Origin of the sequence: Streptomyces sp. NBC_01255 (assembly GCF_036226445.1) — a bacterium.
Classification (GTDB): Bacteria; Actinomycetota; Actinomycetes; order Streptomycetales; family Streptomycetaceae; genus Streptomyces.
In genome coordinates this window covers 6,927,871-6,943,583 of the sequence record NZ_CP108474.1, presented here as the reverse complement: position 1 = coordinate 6,943,583, position 15,713 = coordinate 6,927,871, and the positions used below count along the sequence as shown (strand labels likewise).

General features: G+C 72.1%; 17 protein-coding genes. 14 read left to right on the top strand and 3 right to left on the bottom strand.

The window, feature by feature from the left end; all coding sequences use genetic code 11:
• Positions 1–77: 77 nt before the first annotated feature.
• Positions 78–1,229, bottom strand: a complete 1,152-nt coding sequence (locus tag OG357_RS31425; RefSeq protein ID WP_329624346.1) for an acyl-CoA dehydrogenase family protein — start codon at positions 1,227–1,229, stop codon at positions 78–80.
• A gap of 70 nt (positions 1,230–1,299) precedes the next feature.
• Between OG357_RS31425 and OG357_RS31420 the strand changes: the two genes are divergently transcribed.
• From OG357_RS31420 to OG357_RS31405, 4 genes are all read left to right on the top strand, one after another.
• Positions 1,300–1,980: a TetR/AcrR family transcriptional regulator gene (locus tag OG357_RS31420; RefSeq protein WP_329624345.1), complete on the top strand. Its 681-nt coding sequence runs from the start codon at positions 1,300–1,302 to the stop codon at positions 1,978–1,980.
• Between the two features lie 18 nt (positions 1,981–1,998).
• On the top strand, positions 1,999–2,694 hold the full coding sequence (locus OG357_RS31415) for an ArsR/SmtB family transcription factor (RefSeq protein WP_329624344.1): 696 nt from the start codon (positions 1,999–2,001) through the stop codon (positions 2,692–2,694).
• 80 nt (positions 2,695–2,774) lie between these two features.
• Positions 2,775–3,692 carry a DMT family transporter gene (locus tag OG357_RS31410; protein WP_329624343.1) on the top strand — a complete coding sequence of 306 codons (918 nt, stop codon included), beginning with the start codon at positions 2,775–2,777 and terminating at the stop codon, positions 3,690–3,692.
• 214 nt (positions 3,693–3,906) lie between these two features.
• A complete protein-coding gene (locus tag OG357_RS31405) occupies positions 3,907–4,686 on the top strand; it encodes a TetR family transcriptional regulator (protein WP_329624342.1) in 780 nt (259 codons plus the stop codon).
• A 28-nt stretch (positions 4,687–4,714) separates the two neighbouring features.
• Here OG357_RS31405 and OG357_RS31400 read toward each other — a convergent pair whose 3' ends face one another.
• Positions 4,715–5,383 carry a TetR/AcrR family transcriptional regulator gene (locus OG357_RS31400; protein ID WP_329624341.1) on the bottom strand — a complete coding sequence of 223 codons (669 nt, stop codon included), beginning with the start codon at positions 5,381–5,383 and terminating at the stop codon, positions 4,715–4,717.
• Between the two features lie 122 nt (positions 5,384–5,505).
• On the opposite strand from OG357_RS31400, the gene OG357_RS31395 reads away from it, so the two are divergent.
• From OG357_RS31395 to OG357_RS31350, 10 genes are all read left to right on the top strand, one after another.
• On the top strand, positions 5,506–6,444 hold the full coding sequence (locus OG357_RS31395; RefSeq protein WP_317593952.1) for a DMT family transporter: 939 nt from the start codon (positions 5,506–5,508) through the stop codon (positions 6,442–6,444).
• A gap of 58 nt (positions 6,445–6,502) precedes the next feature.
• A complete protein-coding gene (locus tag OG357_RS31390) occupies positions 6,503–7,303 on the top strand; it encodes an MBL fold metallo-hydrolase (RefSeq protein WP_329624340.1) in 801 nt (266 codons plus the stop codon).
• 52 nt (positions 7,304–7,355) lie between these two features.
• Positions 7,356–8,102 carry a DsbA family oxidoreductase gene (locus OG357_RS31385; protein WP_329624339.1) on the top strand — a complete coding sequence of 249 codons (747 nt, stop codon included), beginning with the start codon at positions 7,356–7,358 and terminating at the stop codon, positions 8,100–8,102.
• Positions 8,103–8,321: 219 nt separating this feature from the next.
• Positions 8,322–9,500 carry an aminotransferase class I/II-fold pyridoxal phosphate-dependent enzyme gene (locus OG357_RS31380; protein ID WP_329624338.1) on the top strand — a complete coding sequence of 393 codons (1,179 nt, stop codon included), beginning with the start codon at positions 8,322–8,324 and terminating at the stop codon, positions 9,498–9,500.
• Positions 9,490–10,053, top strand: a complete 564-nt coding sequence (locus tag OG357_RS31375; RefSeq protein ID WP_329624337.1) for a DUF6190 family protein — start codon at positions 9,490–9,492, stop codon at positions 10,051–10,053. Before OG357_RS31380 ends, OG357_RS31375 begins: the two co-directional genes overlap by 11 nt.
• A 44-nt stretch (positions 10,054–10,097) precedes the next feature.
• Positions 10,098–10,904 carry a dihydrodipicolinate synthase family protein gene (locus OG357_RS31370; RefSeq protein WP_329624336.1) on the top strand — a complete coding sequence of 269 codons (807 nt, stop codon included), beginning with the start codon at positions 10,098–10,100 and terminating at the stop codon, positions 10,902–10,904.
• Positions 10,901–11,767: an iron-containing redox enzyme family protein gene (locus OG357_RS31365; protein WP_329624335.1), complete on the top strand. Its 867-nt coding sequence runs from the start codon at positions 10,901–10,903 to the stop codon at positions 11,765–11,767. Before OG357_RS31370 ends, OG357_RS31365 begins: the two co-directional genes overlap by 4 nt.
• Positions 11,764–12,123: a Rieske (2Fe-2S) protein gene (locus OG357_RS31360; protein ID WP_329624334.1), complete on the top strand. Its 360-nt coding sequence runs from the start codon at positions 11,764–11,766 to the stop codon at positions 12,121–12,123. Before OG357_RS31365 ends, OG357_RS31360 begins: the two co-directional genes overlap by 4 nt.
• Positions 12,120–13,571, top strand: a complete 1,452-nt coding sequence (locus tag OG357_RS31355; RefSeq protein ID WP_329624333.1) for a purine-cytosine permease family protein — start codon at positions 12,120–12,122, stop codon at positions 13,569–13,571. The genes OG357_RS31360 and OG357_RS31355 overlap by 4 nt, the downstream gene beginning before the upstream one ends.
• Positions 13,572–13,574: 3 nt before the next feature.
• Positions 13,575–14,501 carry a PDR/VanB family oxidoreductase gene (locus tag OG357_RS31350; protein ID WP_329624332.1) on the top strand — a complete coding sequence of 309 codons (927 nt, stop codon included), beginning with the start codon at positions 13,575–13,577 and terminating at the stop codon, positions 14,499–14,501.
• An 86-nt stretch (positions 14,502–14,587) separates the two neighbouring features.
• On the opposite strand, the gene OG357_RS31345 is transcribed toward OG357_RS31350, so the two are convergent.
• Positions 14,588–15,670, bottom strand: coding sequence for a Zn-dependent alcohol dehydrogenase (locus tag OG357_RS31345; RefSeq protein ID WP_329624331.1), 1,083 nt, complete (start codon positions 15,668–15,670; stop codon positions 14,588–14,590).
• Between the last annotated feature and the right edge of the window lie 43 nt (positions 15,671–15,713).

Below are 15,713 nucleotides of genomic sequence, written 5' to 3'. Positions count from 1 at the left end.
TGTGTCCGGTGCCACATCCGTCCGGGTACTCAGCGCGGCCGGCGAGGTACTCAGTCGCCGGCGCGCCGAGACCCCCGTCAGAACGCCGAGACGCCCGTCAACGCCCGCCCGATGATGAGCTTCTGGATCTGACTGGTGCCCTCGTACAGGGTCATGACGCGCGCGTCGCGGAGCAGCTTGCCGACCGGGTACTCGTCGATGTAGCCGTAGCCGCCGAAGACCTGGAGGGCGTTGTTCGCCGCGCGGACGGCCGCCTCGGAGGCGTACAGCTTCGCCTTGGAGGCTGCGGTGGCGAAGTCCTGGCCCCGGTCGATCAGATCGGCGACCCGCCACGTGAGGAGCCGGGCGGCGTCGACGTCCACGGCGATGTCGGTGATCAGCTCCTGCACGAGCTGGTACGAGGCGATGGGCTTTCCGAACTGCTCGCGCTCCCCCGCGTAGCGCACGGCGGCGTCGAGCGCGGCCTGGGCGATGCCGACGCAGCCGGCCGCGACCGACATGCGGCCCTTGGCGAGGGCGGACATGGCGACGGTGAAGCCCTTGCCCTCGGGGCCGAGCAGGGCGGCGGCCGGGACGCGGACGTCCTCCAGGACCAGCTCGGCGGTGGCCTGGCCGCGCAGGCCGAGCTTGCCGTGGATCGGGCGGCGGGTGAGGCCGGGGGTGTCCGTGGGGACGAGGAAGGCGGAGACGCCCTTGTGACCCGGGGTGTCATTGGTGCGGGCGAACAGCAGGACGACATCGGCCCAGGTGCCGTTGGTGATGAACATCTTGGTGCCGTTCACGACGTAGTCGTCGCCGTCGCGGACCGCGCGGGTGGTGAGGTTTCCGGCGTCGGAGCCGGTGCCCGGCTCGGTGAGGCCGAAGCAGCCGAGCGCCTCGCCGGAGGCGAGCCGGGGCAGCCACGCCCGCTTCTGCTCCTCGGTGCCCCAGGCGGCGAGGGTCTTGGCGACCAGGCCGAGGGAGACGGAGACGATGCCGCGCACGGAGGAGTCGCCGCGGCCGAGTTCCTCGGTGACGAGGCAGTACGCGAGGTGGTCGCCGCCCGAACCGCCGTACTCCTCCGGGATGGTGAGCCCGAGGAAGCCGACGGCGCCGAGCTTCTTGACGATCGCCCGGTCGGCCTCCTCGGCGCGGTCCCACGCGACGGCGTGCGGGGCGACCTCGCGTGCGACGAAGTCCTCGGCGAGCCGCCGTACGGCTTCCTGCTCCTCGCTCAGTTCCAGATTCATCCGGTGCCACCCCAGTCGGCCATTTAATTACCACTGCTAGTTTTTGTTGTGCGGGCCTACTATGTGCGCCATGGCCCGACCGCGCAAGCCCCTGCTCAGCCGAGACCGCATCGTGGAGACGGCGGGTGCGCTCGTGGACGCGGAGGGACTCGCCGCGCTCTCCACCCGGCGGCTCGCGGCCGAACTCGGGGTGAGCGGCCCCTCGCTCTACAACCACTTCCGGACGAAGGACGAGATCCTCGACGCGGTCGCGGACGCGGTGAGCGCGAAGATCGACCTGTCGATGTTCGCGGAGACCGACGGCCGCGACTGGAGCACCGCACTGCACGACTGGGCGGTCTCCTACCGCGCGGCGCTCGCCGACCACCCGCACGTCGTCCCCGTCCTCGCCCAGGGCCCCGGCCGCCGCCCCGCGGGCCTGCGCGTCGCCGACGCCGTGTTCGGCGCGATGGTCCGGGCGGGCTGGCCCCCGGCCCAGGCCACCTCGATCGGCGCGCTGATGCGGTACTTCGTCACCGGCTCCGCCCTCGGCTCCTTCGCCCGCGGCTTCGTCGACGACGAGACGGCCTACGACCCGGCCGACTACCCCCATCTCGGCCAGGCCCACCTCCTGGCCGAGCACCGCCAGAAGGTCGACGAGCGCGCCTTCGACACGGGGCTGCGGGCGCTGCTCGACGGACTGCTCATCCAGTACGGGTCCCTGGTGACGCCCGGGGAAGCGGGCGACGGTTCGGCGCCCGCCGAACGGTGAGTGCGGGACCCTGGGGCCATGGCAGCCAGTGATCTCGCCGCGCTCGCGGCGCTCTTCGCGGACGAGAGCCGCGCCACGTTCCTGCTCGCCCTGCTCGACGGACGGGCCTGGACCGCCGGGGAGCTCGCCCGCCACGCGGGCGTCGCGCCGTCCACCGCCAGCGAGCACCTCGGAAAGCTCGTCGCGGGCGGGGTACTCGCGGAGGAACGGCAGGGCAGGCACCGGTACGTCCGCCTGGCCGACCCCGGGATCGCGCATCTCGTCGAGAACCTGGCGAGCCGCTCGGAGCCCGCGCCGGCCGCGCCGCCCGGCTCGCTTCGGGCCGTGAGCGCCGGACGGGCGATGGCCCGGGGGCGCACCTGCTACGACCACCTCGCCGGGCGGCTCGGCATCGTGATCACCGAGGCGATGACCGTGCGCGGACTGCTGCGCCAGGACACCGGGTTCGCGCTCACCGACCGGGGCGTGGCGTGGTTCGAGGAGCTGGGCCTCCCCCTCGTACGCAAGGGGCGGCGGCCCGTCGCGCGCGGCTGTCTCGACTGGACCGAACGCAGGCCGCACCTCGCGGGGACCGCGGGCGCCGCGCTCTGCCGGCACGCGCTGGCCACCGGGTGGTGTGTGCGGATCGGGTCCGAGCGGGCCGTGAAGGTGACGGCGGAGGGCGAGGCCGCGCTGCACGAGACGCTGGGCATCGCCCCGGCCTCCCTGCACTGACCCCGCCCCGCCGGCCTCTCGACCGTCCGCGCCGCGATATTGCGGTGAACGCCGAACCGTCCGCGCCCTACGGTCGGGCCATGCAGAACCGAACCTCTCGCCTCGCGCTCGCCGCCGCCGGTGTCACCGTCGTCCTGTGGGCCTCCGCCTTCGTCTCCATCCGCAGCGCCGGGGAGGCCTACTCCCCCGGCGCCCTCGCCCTCGGGCGGCTCCTCGCCGGGGCCCTGGTCCTCGGCTGCGTCCTCCTGATCCGGCGCGAGGGGCTGCCTCCCCGGGCGGCCTGGCGCGGGATCCTGATCTCGGGGCTGCTCTGGTTCGGCGTCTACATGGTGGTCCTCAACTGGGGCGAGCAGGAGGTCGACGCGGGAACGGCGGCGATGGTCGTGAACGTCGGACCGATCCTCATCGCCCTGCTCGGCGCGAGGTTCCTGAAGGAGTCGCTGCCGCCCCGGCTGGTCGCGGGCATGGCCGTCTCCTTCGCGGGCGCGGTGGCCGTGGGCCTCTCCATGTCGAGCGACTCCGGCTCCGGCGCGCACGCCTCGGTGCTCGGGGTGGTGCTCTGCCTGGTCGCGGCGGCGGCGTACGCGGGCGGGGTCGTGGCCCAGAAGCCGGCGCTCGCGCACGGCAGCGCGCTCCAGGTGACGACCTTCGGCTGCCTGGTGGGCGCGGTGGCCTGTCTGCCGTTCGCCGGGCAGCTGGTCGAGGAGGCGGGCCGGGCCCCGCTGTCGGCGACCCTGAACATGCTCTACCTGGGCGTGTTCCCGACCGCGCTCGCCTTCACCACGTGGGCGTACGCCCTGGCCCGTACGACCGCGGGGCGGATGGGCGCGACGACGTACGCCGTACCCGCCCTCGTCGTCCTCCTCGCCTGGCTCTTCCTCGGCGAACTGCCCGGAGCGCTCACGCTCGCCGGGGGCGCGCTCTGTCTGGCGGGTGTGGCCGTGTCCCGCTCGCGTCCGCGGACGGCCACCGTCCCCGGAACGGCCGAATCCACCTGACAGGTGACAGCCATGGTTCCGGTCACTTCGCGGGCGGGTCCCGGTCCGTACCGGCCCGCGACCAGGAAGGGGGACGCCCGTCAAGCTCCGTTTCCGGCCTGAGGGGCCGGACGCCACGTTTCACCGCCGCCCGGCCGGATAGTTTCGAGACCGTCACAGACGCGAGCCGGATCATCACGTTCTGGCACCTTCTCGTATGTCCACGGGGGAGCTCATGGCGATTCAGCAGAGGGCGGAACGGACGAGACAGGAGATCCTGTCGGCGGCGGCGCGGGTCTTCGACGGACTCGGTTACGAGCGCGCTTCGCTCGCCAGGATCGCGGGCACGGCCCGGGTGACCACCGGCGCCCTCGTCTTCCACTTCGCGACGAAGGCGGACCTGGCGACCGCCGTACGGGGGCGGGCCAGGGCGGTCACCCGGACCGCGGTCGAGTCGGCCTGTCTGTCCACGGAGGGCGTGGGCGGCACCTCGATCGACAAGCTGGTGCTCACCACGCACGCGCTGATCCGGCTCTTCGAGACCGACCACGCGGCACGGGCGGGCGAGCGGCTGGCCCGCGAGCTGGGCGGCACCGGCCACGCGCCGTCCGGGGAGTGCCCCTGGCGCCGCGAGGTCGCCCGGCTCGCCCGGTACGCCGCCGCGGAGCAGGCGTTACGCCCCGGAGTGGACGCGACGGCGGTGGCGGCCCTGATCGGCTACGTGATCACCGGCGTGGAGCTGGAGATGCGCTCGCCGAACACGGCGGCCGACGACGAGACCTGGCCGCCGGCCGGGACCGGCGCCATCCTCGGCCCGGCCGAGGAACGCCTCCGCCGCATCTGGGAGTTGATCCTGCCGGGTCTCGTCCACCCGGCGGCCCGGCGCCCCCGGGGCACGGGGGCGGCCGTCAAGTCCATCGCCACGACCACGTTCCCGGCACCCGCTCCGGCCACCACCGCGACGCCCGCCGCGCCTTCGGCTCAGGAGCCCGGCACCTCGCCCGTGGCGCCGTAGCCCGCCACACCGCCAGACCGCCACACCGTCAGTTCCCGCTCCCGGAGCGCAGCAGCTGGCGGGCGAAGGCCGTCAGCGAGCGGCCGATGCGCTCGGTCGACAGGCCGAGTTCGTGCCGCTGGAACTGCAAGAGCTCCGGCGCCAGCGGGCTGAGCGCGATGTCGATCATCGGATCCGGATCCTCCACCCCGTGATCGACGAGCAGCGTGCGGACGTGCACGCGCCAGAATCCGTACGCGCCCGTCCTGAAGCGCGCGGGCCCGGTCTCCGCCCCCAGCGCCAGCGGCAGATGACGCTCCAGCAGGTCGAGCATGGCGAGATAGAACGCCGCGAGCCGCTCTCCCGCGGGTGCGCCGGGACCGAGCGGCGGCGGTCCGTAGATCAGCTGGCCCTGGAGCAGGCGCTCGTGCTCGTCGAGGAGCGCGACGGCCACGGAGGACGGGTCGGGGAAGCTCCGGTAGAGCGTGGCACGGCCCACGCCGGCCGCCTTGGCGATCCGGTCCATGGTGACCGACCGGGGGTCCTGCTCGGCGAAGAGCTGCTCGGCGGCGGCCAGGATCTGGGCGCGGTTCCGCTCCGCGTCCGCGCGTCTGCGCGGCGCGACCGGCTGTTCGTCCGCCGCCTGAAGATCGCCGAGGAGCCCGCCGACCCGGTGCACGGAGGAGGCTCCACGACCTCGCTGCTCGTCGTCGCTCATGGACCAGACCTTACTTCCCCACACAATAAGTGGACACCTTGTCCGCTTGGGTTGTTGCATGGCATGCTAAACGGACTCAGCGTCCACTTATCCGCTCGTCATCCCGCCCCAGGGAGATCCAGATGCACACCGCGCTCCTCGCCGCGGCCCTGCTGGTCGGCTGCCTCCTGGCCGTCCAGGCCTCGGTGAACCTCCAGCTGAACTCCGCCGTCGGCACCCCGTACGGCGCCTCGACCATCCAGCTCGGCGTCGCGACCGGGCTGCTCACCGTGCTCGCGGTGGCGGCCGGAGCGCTCGGCGCACTCGGCAAACTGCCCGACGTGGAGGCCTGGCAGCTGCTCGGCGGGCTGGCCAGTCCGCTCTACATCACCAGCGGCATCCTGCTGTTCCCCCGGCTCGGCGCCCTCGCCGCCGTCGGACTCTTCGTGACCGGCCAGATGTTCGCCTCGCTCGCCCTCGACCTCTTCGGGCTCCTGGGTCTCGAGCAGCAGGAGCTCAGCGCCGGGATCGTCATCGGCGCCCTCGCCGTCCTCGCGGGCATCGTCGTGATCATCCGGGGCATGAAGGCGTCGGCCCCTCCCGGCGCCCCCCGGATGTCGAGCGCCGGGCGCACCGGCTGGCTCGCCCTCGGTGTCCTCGCCGGAGCCGTCCTGCCGGTGCAGGGCGCGGTCAACGCCCAGCTCCGCGCCCAGCTGAAGGAGCCCATCACCGTCGCCGTGATCAGCTTCGCCGTGGCGACGTTCACGATCGCCGTCGTCCTGCTCGTGCTCTACGCGACCCGTCGCACGCCGAAGCCGAAGATCGCCCCGCTGAAGAAGATGCCCTGGTGGGGCTGGCTCGGTGGCGCCTGCGCCGCCGCGTACGTCACCGGGACCTTCCTGCTCATGCCGACCATCGGCGCGGCGGTGACCATCGCGCTGACCGTGACGGGGCAGCAGCTCACCTCGGCGCTGATCGACCACAAGGGCCTGTTCAAGCTGCCGCAGCGCTCGCTGACGAAGCCGCGCGCCCTGGGCCTCGTCCTGCTGATCGCCGGCTCCCTGACCATCCAGCTCGTCTGACGCGCTCCGACTCGCTCCCACTCGCTCCCCGCCCGACTCTCCGACCGAGGGATGTGCCGTGAAAGCCACCTACACCGCAGGGCCGGACATCCACGTCCTCCCCTCGGCGCTGCCCATACCGGACCTGGGCGACCAGCCGGTCAACGCCTTCCTCTTACGGTCGGGCCGGCCGATCCTCGTGGACACCGGCATGCCCGTCGACCGGGAGGGCTTCCTGGACTCCCTCTGGTCGCTGATCGACCCGGTCGATCTGCGCTGGATCGTCGTCACCCACGACGACCGCGACCACACCGGCGCCCTGGCCCGCCTCCTGGAGGCCGCGCCGCGCGCGAAGGTCCTGACCAACGCGATATCGCTCACGCGAATATCCGAAGAGTTCGGCATTCCGCAGGACCGGGTGGTGACGGTGAACCCGGGAAGCCGTGTGAAGATCGGCGACCGGGAGCTGAGTTTTCATCGGCCGCCCACATTCGATTCACCCGGGACGCTTGCGGTGTTCGACCATTCCGATGGCACCCTGTACAGCTCCGACAGCTTCGGGACCGTCGTCGGGGAAATAACCCAGGACTTCGCCGAGCTCGACGAGGCGGAATTCTTCCACGGGTTCGACGTCCTGAACCGGGCCATAGCCCCGTGGACCGCGCTGGCCGACGAGGCGAAGTTCCTCCGGCCCGTACACGAACTGGCCGCCCTGCGTCCCGCGCGGCTGCTCAGCGCCCACGGTCCGACCGTCCGCGAGGGCGCCGTACCGCGGCTCTTCGAGGCGATGGCCCGCATCCCCTCCCTGCCCGCCTGGCTCCCCGGCGCCGACCTCGACCTCGAGGCGGCGCTCGACGCCCACGAGATGCCCACCGGCTGAGCCCGCCCGGCCGCTTCCGAACCGCCCGGCCGCTTCCGAACCGAGGAGAACCATGTCCGACCCGACCAGCCCCGACCCGAGCACCCGCGCGCCGGCCGCCTTCGACCCGGCCACCGTCGACCTGACCCCGCCCCGCGGAATCGTCACCGTCTTCTCCGACATCTGGTGCTCCTTCGCGCACATCGCCATCCACCGCCTGCACGCCACCCGGGCCCGGCTGGGCCTCGCGGAGCAGGTCTCCTTCGACCTGCGCGCCTTCCCGCTGGAACTCCTCAACGACGCTCCGAGCCCGCGCCCCGGCACGGACAGCGAGGTCGCCCGGATGGCCAGCCTGGAGCCGGCCGCCGGCTGGCAGCTGTGGCAGGCCAAGGACTGGCTCTATCCGTCGACGACGCTGCCCGCCCTGGAGGCGGTGCTCGCCGCGAAGGAGCAGAGCCTGCACGCCTCGGAGCAGCTCGACCTCGGGCTGCGCCGGGCCTTCTGGGCGGAGTCTCGCTGCATCAGCCACCGCAAGGTGATCCTCGACGTGGCCCGGGACAGCGGCGCGGTCGACGTCGACGCCCTCGGCGCGGCCCTGGACGACGGCCGGGCCCGCCGGACGCTCTCGGACCACGCCTCCGTGTCCCGTACGGACCGGGTGAACTGCAGCCCGCACCTGTTCCTGTCCGACGGCTCCGACCACGCCAATCCGGGCATCGACGTGGGCTGGGAAGGCGGCTACGGCATCGGCTGGCCCGTGATCGCGTCGGACGACCCGAAGGTGTACGAGGACATCCTCCTGCGGGCCGCCACCGAATAGTTGAATTCGCGGCCAAGCAGGGGCTAATCCTCGGAACGACGGTCAGGCATTCCCTTTCGCGGAATGCCTGACCGTCGTTTCTTTTTTCCTCGGCAGAACATCGCGGTAATTATTAATTGCGTGACCCGGCCGTTATTCGCAAGGCCGGTCGAAGCTCCTAAAGTCGTTCCCGCCGCCGGAATTCCGGAAGCAGATCCGTATCGACAGCGGGAGTTCTTCATGTCGTTGACCGACAAGGCAGACGTCAGCACCTTCGTCGACCTCACCCAGCACGAGATCGAAGCGCTGAAGACCCGGTTCAACCTTGCCGACGCCCACACGCACCAGCGGCAGTCCGCCTCCCAGGAGAGGATCGTCCAGCGGCTGCCCGAGCTCTGGCACGAGTCCGAGTCGAAGCAGCAGGCTCACTTCGAGCGCCAGTTCCTGGACGCGTTCTTCCGCCTGCACCAGCAGCCCACCGCCCGGGCGATGGACCGCACGCTCCTGTCGTACTCCGCCAGCGTGTCGACCATGGTGGCCGGCATGTTCCTCAAGCAGCGCGGCAAGTCCGTGCAGCTGGTGGAGCCCTGCTTCGACAACCTCGTCGACCTCCTGCGCAACATGCAGGTGCCGATCTCCCCGCTCGCGGAGTCCGCGCTGCACGACAAGGACGCCATCTACGACCGGCTCGTCGAGCAGGTCGACGCGGACGCCCTCTACCTCGTCGACCCGAACAACCCCACCGGCTTCACGCTGCTCGCCGAGAAGCTGGAGGGTTTCCGCGAGGTCGTCCGCTACTGCGTGGACCACGACAAGGTCCTGGTCATGGACTTCTGCTTCGCCTCCTTCGCGCTCTGCGACGAGGGCGTCGGCCGGGTCGACATCTACCGGCTCCTGGAGGAGTCCGGCGTCACGTACATGGTCATGGAGGACACCGGGAAGACCTGGCCGATCCAGGACGCCAAGTGCGCCATGATCACCGCCAGCAAGGACATCCAGGAGGAGGTCTACAACCTCCACACCAGCGTCCTCCTGAACGTCTCCCCCTTCGTCCTCAACATGGTCACGCAGTACGTCGAGGACTCCATTGCCGACGGCTTCGCCTCGGTGCGGGACATCATCACGACCAACGCCGAGGCCGCCCGCGCGGCGCTCAGCGGCACCGTCCTGGAGTTCCAGGAGCCGGTCGTCGGCACCAGCGTCGCCTGGTTCCGGATCACCGCGGAGCACTTGACCGCCACCCGCCTCCAGGCCGTCCTCTTCGACGAGGAGGTGTACGTCCTGCCGGGCACCTTCTTCTACTGGAACACCAAGGAGAAGGGCGAGCGCTTCATCCGCCTGGCCCTGGCCCGCGAGCCCGAGGTGTTCGCCGGCGCCATGGAGCGGATGCGGAAGGTGCTCGAGCGCCATGCCGGCTGACGACACCTCCGCGGTGCGTACCGAGACGGTCCCCACCGACGGCGTGTTCATCGACGCCACGCTCTTCATGGGCATGCACAGCGAGGACGACGCCGTCCGCGTTGCCTCGAAGGCCTTCTTCGCGGACCGCCTCGCCGCGGGAACCGCCGGCCGGGTCGTCATGAGCTGGGAGCAGGTCGGCCGCTGCGACGACCTCGTGTGGGCGTACGAGCGAGGGGTCCAGGACGACTACTACCCCTTCATGGACGTCCTCCACACGGACCTCGCCATCGACCGGATCGCCTACGACGAGGCGGACGTCCGCCGGGCCTTCACCGCTCCCGGGCTCGACGGCCTGCCCACGCACGAACGCCTGCTGCTCGCCCAGGTCATCGGCCGAGGGGGCACGCTGCACACCGCGAGCCCCCGGCTGCTCGGGACCGCCGGACTCCCCGTCGTACCGATCGCCCGGGCCGGTGTGCCCGCCCCGGTCGCGGAGCCGTCGTTCCCCCCGTACCTGGAGGACCTCTACCGGCGCTCGCTGGTCCTGACGGTCGCCTCCGAGGACCTCTGACACCCGCTCGAACCACCGACACGCTCGCGAAGGGCACCCCACTCATGCCTGGCACCTACTCCGGGACCATCGTCCCGCTGATCACCCCGCTCGACGAGAACGGCACCGTCGACGAGCAGAGCGTCGCCCGGCTCGTCGGTCACATCCACTCCGAGGTCACCGGCCTCATGCCGGCCCTGACCTCCGGCGAGGGCTGGAAGCTCGACGCCCGGCAGTGGCAGGACGTGGTCACGTACACCGTGAAGCACGCCGACGGCCTGCCCGTGCTCGCCGGGATCCAGCTCCCGGACACCGCCTCGGTGGTCGACCGGGCCCGCACGGCCGCCGCGCTCGGCGCCGACGCCGTCGTCGTCACCACACCGTTCGGCGCCGACGTGACGCAGGACCGGATCGTCGAGCACTACAAGGCGATCCGCGCGGCCCTCGACATCCCGATCTTCCTCTACAACGAGGAGGCGCTCTCGGGCAATCGCATCGAGTTCGACACCCTGATCCGGATCTGCAAGGAGATACCCGGGATCGTCGGCATCAAGGAGTCCAGCGGGGACGCCGCGTTCACCCGGCGGATGGCCGGGGCGGGCACCGGGATCCCGGTCTTCGAGGGCTGGGAGAACCTCCTCGTCGACGCCCGCGGCATCGACGGCTTCATCGGCCCGCTGGCCAACCTCGAACCCGGTCTCTGCAACCGGATGCTCGTCGACCCGACACCCGACCGCCAGGCGGAGATCAACACCGTCTGCGAGAAGTACGGCGTCTTCCTCGACGACTGGTACCGCTGGGTGAAGAAGGAGCTGCACCGACGCGGCGTGATCAGCTCGCCCGCCACGGCCGAGGAGGTCAAGGCGGCATGAGCGCCTCGCCCTCCGGACCTCCGGTCGTCGCGCACTCCGTCACGGCCCCCGCCGCGACCGCCCAGCGCGACCTGCACGCCCTCTACCGGCGGGTCCCCAGCCTCGGCGACTACGGATCGATGGCAGCGATCGAGGAGCGGTGGATCCTGCCGACGGCCCGCGGCCACGAGGCCTCGGCGCCCCGGTTCGCGAACACCGGCGAACTGCTCGGGACGCTCAAGGAGTTCCTCGCGGAGGAGGAGGCGGACCTCCCGGAGAGCGCGACCTTCCTCGCCGAGCACGCGACACTGGAACAGTTCAAGGCCGTGGTGGGGCAGTTCGCCCTCGACGGGCTCACCGAGTCCGAGTCGCTGCTCCCGGTCGTGCCGCGGCTGCCGTACCGCTCCGGCATGGCGGTCTTCCGGGTCCTCATCGACGAACTCGGCTGCGGCAACGAGGAGAAGGCCCACTCCCAGCTCTACCGGGACCTCCTCACGGAGCTCGGCATGAGCGTCCGGCTCGACGACTACCTCGACGAGACGAGCCCCGAGTGCTACGCCTACGTCAACATGTTCCACTGGCTGGCCAGCCGGGCGCCCTCGCCCCAGTACTTCCTGGGGGCGTACGCCTACTTCGAGACCAGCGTGCTGTACGCCTTCCAGAGCTTCGCCCGGGCGGCCCAGCGGCTCGGCATCGTCCACGACGCCTACTACACCGAGCACCTCTACATCGACACGTACCACAGCAGTCATATGCGTACGGCGATCCGGGCACTCGACGAACCGGACCTCGCGAAGATCTGGGCGGGCGTGCGGCTGGCCTCCGAGATCGTCGGGACGGCCACCGAGGCGGCCGTCGCGCGGGCACGGGAGACCGTCGGATGACGGCCGTGCCCGCCGGGCGCCGGCGGGGGGCCGACGAGCCCGTCGTCCGGCAGGTGACCGAGGAGCTGGTCCTGGTCGAGGTCGGCGGCCGCAAGGTGCTCGCCGCCGCCGTCTGCCCGCACCGCGGAGGCAGACTCAAGTACGGCAGGGTCGACGGGGACAGGCTGCGCATCACCTGCCCCCTGCACCACACGACCTTCGATCTGACGAGCGGCGAGCGGACCTCGGGCGCCGCGTGCGCCGCCCTCCGGGTCGTCGACGTCCTGCCCGGCCGGGAATCCGGCCAGGACTCCGGCCAGGACTCCGGACACAACTCCGGACACGACTCCGGGAACGCAGCCGGGGGCGCCCTGTGACCACCACACCGACCGGGGCGGCGTCGATCGCGGCGCCGCCCCGTGCGGCGGTCGGGCACGACGGCATCGCGCCCGTCCCCGAGTCCGAACGCACCTCGTCCCCGGCCGACTTCGGCTGGATCTGGCCGTCCGCGCAGTTCTCGTTCGGGACCGTCGTGCTCGGCGCGCTGCCCGTGGTCTTCGGCCTCGGCTGGTGGGCCTCGGCGAGCGCGATCACGGTCGGCGTCGCCGTCGGTTCCCTGCTGCTCGCACCCCTCGCCCGCTTCGGTGTCCGTACCGGCACCAACGACCCCATGGCGAGCGGGGCGCACTTCGGGGTGCGCGGCAGGATCGTCGGCAACGTCATCACGGTGGTCACGGCGCTCGGCTTCTTCGCGATCGCCGTGTGGACGGGCGGCACCGCCGTCATGGTCGCCGGCCACCGGCTGCTGTCCACCCCGACGGGCCCGGGCGCGCTGACGATAGCGATGTTCGTGACGGCGGCGGCGGTCGCGCTCGTCGCCGTACGCGGCCACGGGGCGCTCGTCCGTACGTACCGGGTCACTGCGGTCACCGGCGGCGTGGTCCTGCTCGGCACCGTCCTCGTCCTGGCCCCGGACTTCGACGCGGGATACGCCGGCGGGACGCTCGCACTCGACAGCGCCCTGCACACCTGGCTGCTCGCGGCCACCGCCGCCGCGACCATGCCGCTGTCGTACGCGACCTTCCAGGGCGACTACACCCGCTTCATGCCCGCCTCCACCCCCACCGGGCGGGTCGTGCGGGCCAGCGGGATCTCCATGTTCCTCAGCAGCCTCGCGGCGCTGCTCACCGGCGCGTACGTGACGACCCTCTTCCCCGTCCCCGACGAGCCGTGGCTCCAGGGCCTGACGGACGCCGTCCCCGGCTGGTTCGCGGTGGCGGTCGTGGTCTTCGGCTTCGCGGGCACCCTGCCGCAGGCCGGACTGTGTCTGTACGCGGCCGGGCTCTCCGCCAACTCGGTGTTCTGGCGCGCCTCGCGGGCCGGCGTCACCACGGTCGTCGCGCTGCTCGCCATGGCCGTCCTCTACCTCGGGGCGGTGGTGTACGACGCGATGGACGCGATGTCGGCGTTCGTGACGCTGCTGCTGACGGTCGTCGCCCCGTGGGCGGCGGTGCTCTCCGTCGGCTACGTGCTCCACCGCGGCCGGTACGACACGGCGGCGCTGCGCACCTTCACCACCGGCGGGGGCGGGCGCTACTGGTACACGCGCGGGGTCAACCCGCGGGCCGCCGGGGCCTTCGCCGCCGGTTCGGCGGTGGGGATCCTGTGGGTCAACAACCCGCTGTACACCGGCCCGTTGACGGAGCTGACCGGCGGGGTCGACCTGAGCCTGCCGGCCTCCTTCGCCGTCGCCGCCGGGCTCTACGGGGCGCTGTGCCGAGTGTGGCCGGAGCCCCTGCTGCCGCCGTCGCGAGTTTCGAGGTGATGCATGTCCACAGCCCGACTCACGGTCCGGTCCGTCGTCCAGGAGGCCGAGGGCGTCCTGGGGCTCGTGCTCGCCGATCCCACGGGCGCCGCCCTGGCCCCGTGGGAGCCCGGCGCGCATCTGGAGGTGGTGCTGCCGTCCGGTGCGGTCCGGCACTACTCGCTCTGCGGTGACCCGGCGGACCGGAGCACGTACCGGCTGGGGGTGCTGCGGGAGCCCGAAGGCCGGGGCGGGTCGAAGGAGATCCACACCTCCGTCGGCGAGGGCACGGTCCTCGGGGTGCGGGGTCCTTTCAACCGCTTCCCGCTGGTGCCCGCCGAGCGGTATCTGTTCGTCGCCGGGGGTATCGGCATCACTCCTCTGCTGCCGATGGTCCGCTCCCTGCCGCCGGGGTCCTGGTCGCTGCTGTACGGGGGCCGGAGCCTGGCGGCCATGGCCTACCGCGAGGAGCTCGCCGTACTCCCCGGGGTCACGCTCGTCCCGCGGGACACCGCGGGACTGCCCGACCTGGACGCCGTCCTCGCCGGGATTCCGGCGGAGACGGCCGTGTACTGCTGCGGCCCGGAGGGGCTTCTGCGGGCGGTGGAGGAACGGTGGCAGGGGCCGCTGCACACGGAACGGTTCGGAGCGGCGCCGGTTCCGCCGACGGGAGACGTGCCCGCGGAGGGCTTCGAGGTCGAGCTGCGGCGCAGTGGCCGGACGCTGACCGTCGGGCCGGGCCGGACGCTCCTCGACGCCGTTCGCGAGGCGGTGCCGGATGTCGCGTACTCCTGCGAGGAGGGCTGGTGCGGCACCTGTGAGACGAAGGTGATCGCCGGAACGCCCGAGCACCACGACTCCGTCCTCGGCGAGGACGAGAAGGCCTCGGGGGCGACGATGATGATCTGCGTGGGGCGCTCGCGCGGCGCCCGCCTCGTCCTGGATCTGTGACGCGCGGACGGCTGGGACGCGGACGGCTGGGACGCGGAAGCCCGTACCGGGTGAGCCGGTACGGGCTTCCGCGATTCCGCGTGCCGTCAGGGGAAGATCACCAGGGCCCGGCCGCCCTTGCCCGCGAGCATGTTGTCGAAGGCCGCCGGGATGCCTTCCAGGGTGATCCGCTCGGTGACCAGGGCGCCGAGGTCGAAGCGGCCGGCCCTGATGTGCTCGGCGAGGACCGGCAGGTCCACGGCCGGGTTCGAGTTGCCGTAGACGCAGCCGGCCAGGGTGCGGCCCCAGTGGAAGAGCTCCAGGGCGTGGAAGGTGACCTGCTGGTCCTTGCCGCCGATGCCGACGACCGTGGTGCGGCCGCCGCGCCGGGTGGAGTCCCAGGCGGTGCGGATGGTGACGGCGCGGCCGACGCACTCGACGGCCACGTCGACGCCCTGGCCGCCCGTCAGCTTCCGGATGTCCTTCGCCGTCGTCTCGGAGGCGACGACGTACGCGGTGGCGCCCGCCGCCCTCGCCAGGGCCTCCTTCTCGGGGGAGACGTCGACCGCGACGATCCTGGACGCGCCCGCGATCCGGGCGGCCTGGAGCGCGGCGAGGCCGACCCCGCCGACGCCGAACACCGCGACGGTCTCGCCCTCCCTCACCCGCGCGGAGTGGTGGACCGCGCCCCAGCCGGTGAGGACGGCGCAGCCGAGCAGGGCGGCGTCGGTGAGCGGGACGCCGTCGGGGACGGGCAGGACGCAGTTCGCGGCGACGACCGTCTCCTCGGCGAAGGCGGCGACGTTGAGTCCGGGGTGGAGCTCGGTGCCGTCCTCGGTGCGGGCGTGGATGTTCGCTGAGCCGGTGAGGGCGTTCGCGCAGAGCCAGACCTCGCCGAGCGAGCAGGGGTGGCAGCTGCCGCAGGACGGCGCCCAGTTGAGGACGACGCCGTCGCCGGGGGCGACGTGCGTGACGCCCTCGCCGACCGAGACGACGGTGCCGGCGCCCTCGTGGCCGAGGACGGCCGGGACCGGCACGCGCATGGTGCCGTTGGAGAGGGACAGGTCGGAGTGGCAGACCCCGGCGGCGGCGAGCCGGACCCTGACCTGGCCGGGGCCCGGCTCGGGGAGTTCGATGCCGGTGATCTCCAGGGGAGAGCCGACGGCGGGCAGGACGGCGGCGCGGATCACGCTCGTTGCTCCTTCTGCGCTCGAAACGGGCGGGACATGACCG

What these genes read in the sequence shown, in the direction of transcription:
- OG357_RS31415 (WP_329624344.1), top strand. Translation starts at nt 1,999, where the DNA reads ATGGCAGCCAGTGATCTCGCCGCGCTCGCGGCGCTCTTCGCGGACGAG.
- OG357_RS31400 (WP_329624341.1), bottom strand. Translation starts at nt 5,383, where the DNA reads ATGAGCGACGACGAGCAGCGAGGTCGTGGAGCCTCCTCCGTGCACCGG.
- OG357_RS31375 (WP_329624337.1), top strand. Translation starts at nt 9,490, where the DNA reads ATGCCGGCTGACGACACCTCCGCGGTGCGTACCGAGACGGTCCCCACC.
- OG357_RS31360 (WP_329624334.1), top strand. Translation starts at nt 11,764, where the DNA reads ATGACGGCCGTGCCCGCCGGGCGCCGGCGGGGGGCCGACGAGCCCGTC.
- OG357_RS31370 (WP_329624336.1), top strand. Translation starts at nt 10,098, where the DNA reads ATGCCTGGCACCTACTCCGGGACCATCGTCCCGCTGATCACCCCGCTC.
- OG357_RS31350 (WP_329624332.1), top strand. Translation starts at nt 13,575, where the DNA reads ATGTCCACAGCCCGACTCACGGTCCGGTCCGTCGTCCAGGAGGCCGAG.
- OG357_RS31365 (WP_329624335.1), top strand. Translation starts at nt 10,901, where the DNA reads ATGAGCGCCTCGCCCTCCGGACCTCCGGTCGTCGCGCACTCCGTCACG.
- OG357_RS31385 (WP_329624339.1), top strand. Translation starts at nt 7,356, where the DNA reads ATGTCCGACCCGACCAGCCCCGACCCGAGCACCCGCGCGCCGGCCGCC.
- OG357_RS31425 (WP_329624346.1), bottom strand. Translation starts at nt 1,229, where the DNA reads ATGAATCTGGAACTGAGCGAGGAGCAGGAAGCCGTACGGCGGCTCGCC.
- OG357_RS31380 (WP_329624338.1), top strand. Translation starts at nt 8,322, where the DNA reads ATGTCGTTGACCGACAAGGCAGACGTCAGCACCTTCGTCGACCTCACC.
- OG357_RS31405 (WP_329624342.1), top strand. Translation starts at nt 3,907, where the DNA reads ATGGCGATTCAGCAGAGGGCGGAACGGACGAGACAGGAGATCCTGTCG.
- OG357_RS31395 (WP_317593952.1), top strand. Translation starts at nt 5,506, where the DNA reads ATGCACACCGCGCTCCTCGCCGCGGCCCTGCTGGTCGGCTGCCTCCTG.
- OG357_RS31420 (WP_329624345.1), top strand. Translation starts at nt 1,300, where the DNA reads ATGGCCCGACCGCGCAAGCCCCTGCTCAGCCGAGACCGCATCGTGGAG.
- OG357_RS31410 (WP_329624343.1), top strand. Translation starts at nt 2,775, where the DNA reads ATGCAGAACCGAACCTCTCGCCTCGCGCTCGCCGCCGCCGGTGTCACC.